Origin of the sequence: Massilia sp. TSP1-1-2, assembly GCF_049896185.1 — a bacterium.
In the GTDB taxonomy this organism is placed as follows: Bacteria; Pseudomonadota; Gammaproteobacteria; order Burkholderiales; family Burkholderiaceae_D; genus Telluria_A.
Genome location: NZ_JAFCTU010000185.1, coordinates 1 through 656, shown reverse-complemented (window position 1 = coordinate 656; position 656 = coordinate 1). Strand labels below are relative to the sequence as shown.

1 pseudogene is annotated in these 656 nt (G+C 58.7%); it reads left to right on the top strand.

Going from position 1 to position 656, the window contains the following annotated elements:
• Window positions 1–502, top strand: a pseudogene (locus ACP7BV_RS27610) (hypothetical protein); the annotation flags it as partial.
• Window positions 503–656 lie beyond the last annotated feature (154 nt).

The following is a 656-nucleotide window of genomic DNA, read 5'->3' as shown; positions in this document are numbered from 1 at the left end:
GGACGAGGCCTATGCGCGCTATGCGGTTAAGGCAACTTATGCGACGACCAATCTGGCGACATTCAAGGCTATTGTGAAGAAGTATCCCAACATGCCAAAGGAAACCATTTTGCGTGACCTGGTCGCGAGCCAGCCCGGCCAAGAGGGGAAGTGGTTTGCCGCTGCCAAGGATGCTGGCTTCTTCCACTTGGCCATCGAGTTAGCGAATCGTAGCCCTTCCGATCCGCGCACGCTCATACGCGCGGCCAAGGACTATGCAGTGGAACTGCCGGAGTTTGCGCTGGCGGCCGGCATGACGGCACTGCGGGGCATCGCCAATGGATGGGGATACGAAATTACTGGGATCGACGTGCTGGACGCGTATGCTGCCGTGATGACGGCGGCCGGGGCGGCGGGCGTGGATGAAAGTGCGATTAAAGCGGATGTGCGATCGCTGATCGCGGCGAGCACCAGTGGCGGGCAATTCGTCGATAGGATGTTGAGCAGGCAGTTGACTAACTAAACAACGGTGCAGAGTTCTGTGCCCCATCGCGCTGCAGGGTTTTTATCTACCATCCCCATTCAGGATCTTGCCTTCGGCGCGGACAGTGCTCCACAAGGTAGGCGCGCAGTCAGTCGAGCAGCGTTGGCAACAGCATGGCGTAGCGACCTTTGTT